The organism is Pseudomonas juntendi, assembly GCF_009932375.1.
GTDB lineage: Bacteria > Pseudomonadota > Gammaproteobacteria > Pseudomonadales > Pseudomonadaceae > Aquipseudomonas > Aquipseudomonas juntendi.
The window spans coordinates 1-882 of record NZ_BLJG01000124.1 but is presented as its reverse complement, the minus strand read 5'-3'; the positions used below and the strand labels follow the sequence as shown (position 1 = coordinate 882).

The 882-nt window shown below is 60.7% G+C and carries 2 protein-coding genes and 1 pseudogene; 2 read left to right on the top strand and 1 reads right to left on the bottom strand.

What is annotated here, in order from left to right; translation table 11 throughout:
- Positions 1-79, bottom strand: a pseudogene (locus tag GYA94_RS28750) (DUF2780 domain-containing protein); the annotation flags it as partial.
- Positions 80-165: 86 nt separating this feature from the next.
- On the opposite strand from GYA94_RS28750, the gene tnpB reads away from it, so the two are divergent.
- Complete coding sequence (gene tnpB, locus GYA94_RS17265; RefSeq protein ID WP_003460146.1) at positions 166-525, top strand: IS66 family insertion sequence element accessory protein TnpB; 360 nt, start codon at positions 166-168, stop codon at positions 523-525.
- A 19-nt stretch (positions 526-544) separates the two neighbouring features.
- A partial coding sequence (locus GYA94_RS17260; protein WP_218031604.1) for an IS66 family transposase occupies positions 545-882 on the top strand: 338 nt, incomplete at its 3' end.

The window sequence follows — 882 nt, the reverse complement described above, 5'->3', positions numbered from 1 at the left end:
CCGAAGGCTGAGCCAACGGCGCTGGCGTCGTCCAGAAACTGCCCAGGTACTGCAGCAACAACGGCGCGAACTGCCCGATGCTTCGTATCCGCTCCATAAACCCCACCTGCCCATAGCCCGCAGATCATTGGAAGCTGAACTCCCGTTTTCACCGGAGTTCATCCCATGATGCGTCCCGACGCCAAGGTGCAGAAGGTCTACCTCTACCCAAAACCCGTCGATTTCCGCAAATCCATCAACGGCCTGGCCGCTCTGGTCGAGCTGGACATCAAGGTGGAAGTGTTCAACCCCGTGCTGTTCGTGTTCCTCAACCGCACCCGCAGTCAGGTCAAGATCCTCTACTGGGAGCGCAATGGCTTCTGCCTGTGGCTCAAGCGTTTGGAAGCCGAACGCTTCAAGACCAAGCCCGATGCCGGCGACGAGGCCATCGAGCTGACGGTCGATGAGTTGAACTGGCTGCTCGACGGCATCGACCTGTGGCGCAACCGTCCGCACCAGATACTGACGCCGCGTTTCGTGACCTGAGCCGGTATAATCCACGGCCATGATCGCCGTGCCCGCCCCCCTTCCTGACGACCCAATCCTGCTCAAGCATTTACTGCTGCTGGCCAGTGAACAGGCGGCTGCGAAAGATGCTCGCATAGAACAACTTCAGGAACAGGTCGCCCTGCTGCGCCACAAGTTGTTCTCGCCCAAGTCCGAGCGCAGCCCTGAAGACGCCGACTCACCGCAGTTGGCCATGTTCAACGAGGTCGAAGAGCTGATCGAAGCGGCCGCTGCGCCAAGCGAAGCCGAAGCCGAAGCCGAAGCCGAAGCCGAAGCCGAAGAAATCGTTGCGCCGGTCAAGCGCCGTGGCAAGCGCAAGCCGTTGCCGGCCAACCT